The organism is Streptomyces sp. NPDC046862 (assembly GCF_040704615.1).
GTDB lineage: Bacteria > Actinomycetota > Actinomycetes > Streptomycetales > Streptomycetaceae > Streptomyces.
In genome coordinates, this window is sequence record NZ_JBEYXP010000123.1 from 1 (window position 1) to 4,006 (window position 4,006).

General features: G+C 73.8%; 2 protein-coding genes. Both read left to right on the forward strand.

Annotated elements, in window-relative coordinates:
- A partial coding sequence (locus AB0959_RS52860) for an SDR family NAD(P)-dependent oxidoreductase (RefSeq protein ID WP_366834192.1) occupies positions 1 to 2,750 on the forward strand: 2,750 nt, incomplete at its 5' end.
- Between the two features lie 128 nt (positions 2,751 to 2,878).
- On the forward strand, positions 2,879 to 4,006 hold a 1,128-nt coding region (locus AB0959_RS52865), incomplete at its 3' end, for a beta-ketoacyl synthase N-terminal-like domain-containing protein (RefSeq protein WP_366834193.1).

Sequence of the window (4,006 nt, forward strand, 5' to 3'; positions counted from 1 at the left end):
GGCACTCCCAGGGCGAGATCGCCGCCGCGGTGGTCGCGGGCGCGCTGTCGCTCGCGGACGGCGCGAAGGTGGTGGCGCTGCGGTCGAAGGCGATCGTGGCGCTGTCCGGCTACGGCGGGATGGCGTCCGTACAACTGCCGGTGGACGACGTGCGGAGCCTGGCACCACTGGCGGACGGCCGGGTGGACGTGGCCGCCGTCAACGGGCCGTCGTCGGTGGTCGTGGCCGGCGCGCCCGAGGATCTGGACGAGGCGATCGCGGAGGCGACCGGGCGCGGGGTGCGTGCCAAACGTATCGACGTGGACTACGCATCCCACTCGGCGCAGGTGGAGCGTATCCACGGCGAACTCCTGGCCGTACTGAGTGACTTGGCGCCCACCACCGCCACTGTCCCCTTCCACTCCACGGTCACTGCCGAGCGGTTCGACACCACGGGGCTGGACGCCGAGTACTGGTACCGCAACCTGCGTTCCACCGTCCGGCTCGAACCCACCGTCACCGGCCTCGTGGGGAGCGGACACCGCGTCTTCGTCGAGATCAGCCCGCACCCCGTCCTCACCGGCGCGGTGCAGGACACGGCCGAGGCGGCCGGGCGCGAGATCGCCGTCACTGGCTCCCTGCGCCGAGGGGAGGGCGGTCCGGAGCGGCTGCTGCTCTCTCTGGGGGAGGCGTACGTACAGGGTGCCGCCGTCGACTGGAAGCAGTGGCCCGCCGGCACCGGTGCCCGCACCGTGGACCTGCCGACCTACGCCTTCCAGCACCAGCGCTACTGGCCCGAGACCATCCCGGCCACCGGAGCCGGCGGGCGAGCCGTGGACAACTGGCGTTACCGCGTCGTCTGGCGCCGTGGCGCGCTCGCCGACGACACGCCGCTGTCCGGCCGTTGGCTCGTTCTGACACCCCAGGACGGGACCGTCGACGCCGTGGCCGAGGCACTGCGCGCCGCCGGTGCCGAAGTGGAGGCCGATCTGCGGGCCGCCGGTGACTACGCGGGCGTCATCGCCTCACCCGGGTCCCTCGGCGGCGCCGTCGCCCTGCTGAAGGACCTGCGGGCCGCCGGTGTGACCGCGCCCCTGTGGTGGCTGACGAGGGGAGCCGCCGCCGTCACGGCCGACGACGCTGTCCGGCCGGAGGAGGCGCAACTGTGGGCGTTCGGCCAGGTCGTGGGCCTGGAACACCCGGACTGGTGGGGCGGCCTCGTCGACCTGCCCACCCGGTGGACGGACGACACCGGCCGATGGCTGGCGGCGCTCCTCGCCAACGGCGGGGGTGCGGAGGACCAGGTCGCCGTGCGCGCGTCGGGTGTCTTCGTGCGGCGGCTCGTACGGGCCGCGCCGACCGGGCGCGATCCCGAACGGCCGTGGAAGCCGCGGGGGACGGTCCTGGTGACCGGCGGAACAGGCGGCATCGGCACCCATGTCGCCCGCTGGCTGGCGGCCGAGGGGGCCACGCACCTGGTGCTCACCAGCCGGCGTGGCGCGCAGGCCCCCGGCGCCGCCGAACTGGACCGGGAACTGCGGGCGCTGGGGGCGGGAGTGACGTTCGCGGCCTGCGACACGGCCGACCGGGAAGCACTCGCCGCCGTGCTGGCGGACATACCCGAGGAGACCCCGCTGACCGCCGTCGTGCACGCCGCCGGGGTGGCGACCTTCGCCGACGTCCTGTCCATCGAACCGGAGGAACTCGTGGCCGGCACGGTGGCCAAGGTGGAGGGCGCCCGTCACCTGGACGAGCTGACGGAGAGCCTGGACCTGGACGCGTTCGTGCTGTTCTCCTCCGGCGCGGCTGTGTGGGGCAGCGCGGGCAACGGCACGTACGCGGCCGCGAACGCGTTCCTCGACGGCCTGGCCCTCCAGCGCCGTGCCCGCGGTCTGCCCGCCACCTCGCTCGCCTGGGGCGGCTGGGCCGGCGGCGGTATGCTCCAGGGCTCAGGATCCGACGCCGTCGCCGGTCAGATGGAGCGGATGGGCGTCCGGCAGATGCAGCCCGAACTGGCCATCGGTGTCATGCGCGAGGCCGTCGACCACGACGAGACCGTCCTCGTCGTCAGCGACATGGACTGGCGGCGCTTCGCGCCCGTGTACACGTCCGCACGCCGCCGCCCGCTGATCGAGGAGATCCCGGAGGCCGCCCGCGCCCTGCGCGGAGAGGACGACACCGGCGATGGGAACGGGGACGGCGACGGATACGGGGCAGACGGCGCAGCCGTGATCCGGCTGCGGGAGAGCCTGACCGGGCTGACCGACACCGAACGGCAGGACACCCTGCTGGCCCTGGTCCGCGAGCACGCCGCGGCCGTCCTCGGCCACGCGTCCACGGACTCACTCACCCCCGACCGGCCGTTCAAGGACCTCGGCTTCGACTCGCTGACGGCGACCGAACTGCGCAACCGGCTGAACAAGGCCACCGGCCTGCGCCTGCCCGCCACCCTCGTCTTCGACCATCCCACCCCCACCACCCTCGCCACCCTCCTGCGCGGCGAACTGCTGTCCGGAACCCCCGAAGCCGTCATGGACGCCCTGCGCGTCCAACGGGAGCTCGACCGCATGGAACAGGCCCTCGCCCAGGCGCTGTCAGCGCCTGACATGGACACTGACACCCGCGCCGACATCGCCCGACGGCTGCACGACCTGGCCGCCGGGCTGAGCGCCGCAGACCCCGAGACCTCCGCCGGGGCACCGGACTCGCTGGACTCGGCCTCCGACGACGAGATCTTCGACCTCATCGACCGCGACCTGGGCGTCGCCTGACCCCGCGAGGCACCTGACCCCGCGCGCCGCCCGAACCCCGCGTCGCCCGGCCTTCCGGTGCCGGCGTCACCTCCGGGTACTCCGCGTCCCCCCCCGGGCGCCTCACCAGATCCGAACTGGAGTCGACCATGACCGAGGACAAGCTCCGTACCTACCTGCGGCGGGTCACGGCGGAGTTGCAGCAGACCCGCGAGCGGCTCCGCGAGTCCGAGGACAAGTGGCGCGAACCCCTCGCCGTCATCGGCATGGCCTGCCGCCTCCCCGGCGGCGCCGACTCACCGGAAGGCCTGTGGCGGCTGGTCGCCGACGGCGGCGACGCCGTCGGGGGGCTCCCCACCGACCGGGGCTGGAACCTGGACGACCTCTACGACCCCGACCCCGACAAGCCTGGCAAGACCTACACCCAGGAAGGTGCCTTCCTGTACGACGCGGGCGACTTCGACCCGGCCCTCTTCGGCATCTCTCCGCGTGAGGCGCTGGCGATGGACCCGCAACAGCGGCTCCTGCTGGAGACCTCCTGGGAGGCCGTCGAACGGGCCCGTATCGACCCCTCGTCGCTGCGCGGCAGCCGCACCGGCGTCTTCGTCGGCGGCCTGCCGACGGGCTACGGCGCCATGCTCCTCGACTCCACCGAGGACCAGGGGTACGCCCTGACCGGCGGCACCGGCAGCGTGATGTCCGGCCGCGTCTCCTACGCCCTCGGGCTCCAGGGCCCGGCGGTCACCGTCGACACGGCCTGCTCGTCCTCCCTGGTCGCCCTGCACCTCGCGGCCCAGTCGCTGCGCCAGGGCGACTGCTCCCTCGCGCTGGCCGGCGGCTCCGGCATCCTCGCCACCCCGGCCGGGTTCGTGGTCTTCGCCCGCCAGCGCGGCCTCGCCGTGGACGGCCGCTGCAAGGCCTTCGCGAACGCCGCCGACGGCATCGGCTGGGGCGAGGGCGCCGCCGTGGTCCTCCTGGAGAGGCTGTCGGACGCGCGGCGCAACGGCCATCCGGTGCTGGCGGTGGTCCGAGGTTCGGCGGCCAACCAGGACGGCGCGTCCAACGGACTGAGCGCCCCGAACGGGCCCGCCCAGCAGCGTGTGATCCGGCAGGCCCTGGCGAGCGCGGGTCTGTCACCGGGCGACGTGGACGCGGTGGAGGCGCATGGTACGGGGACCCGGTTGGGTGATCCGATCGAGGCGCAGGCGCTGCTCGCGACGTACGGGCAGGCGCGTGAGCCTGAACGGCCTCTGTATCTGGGGTCGTTGAAGTCGAAC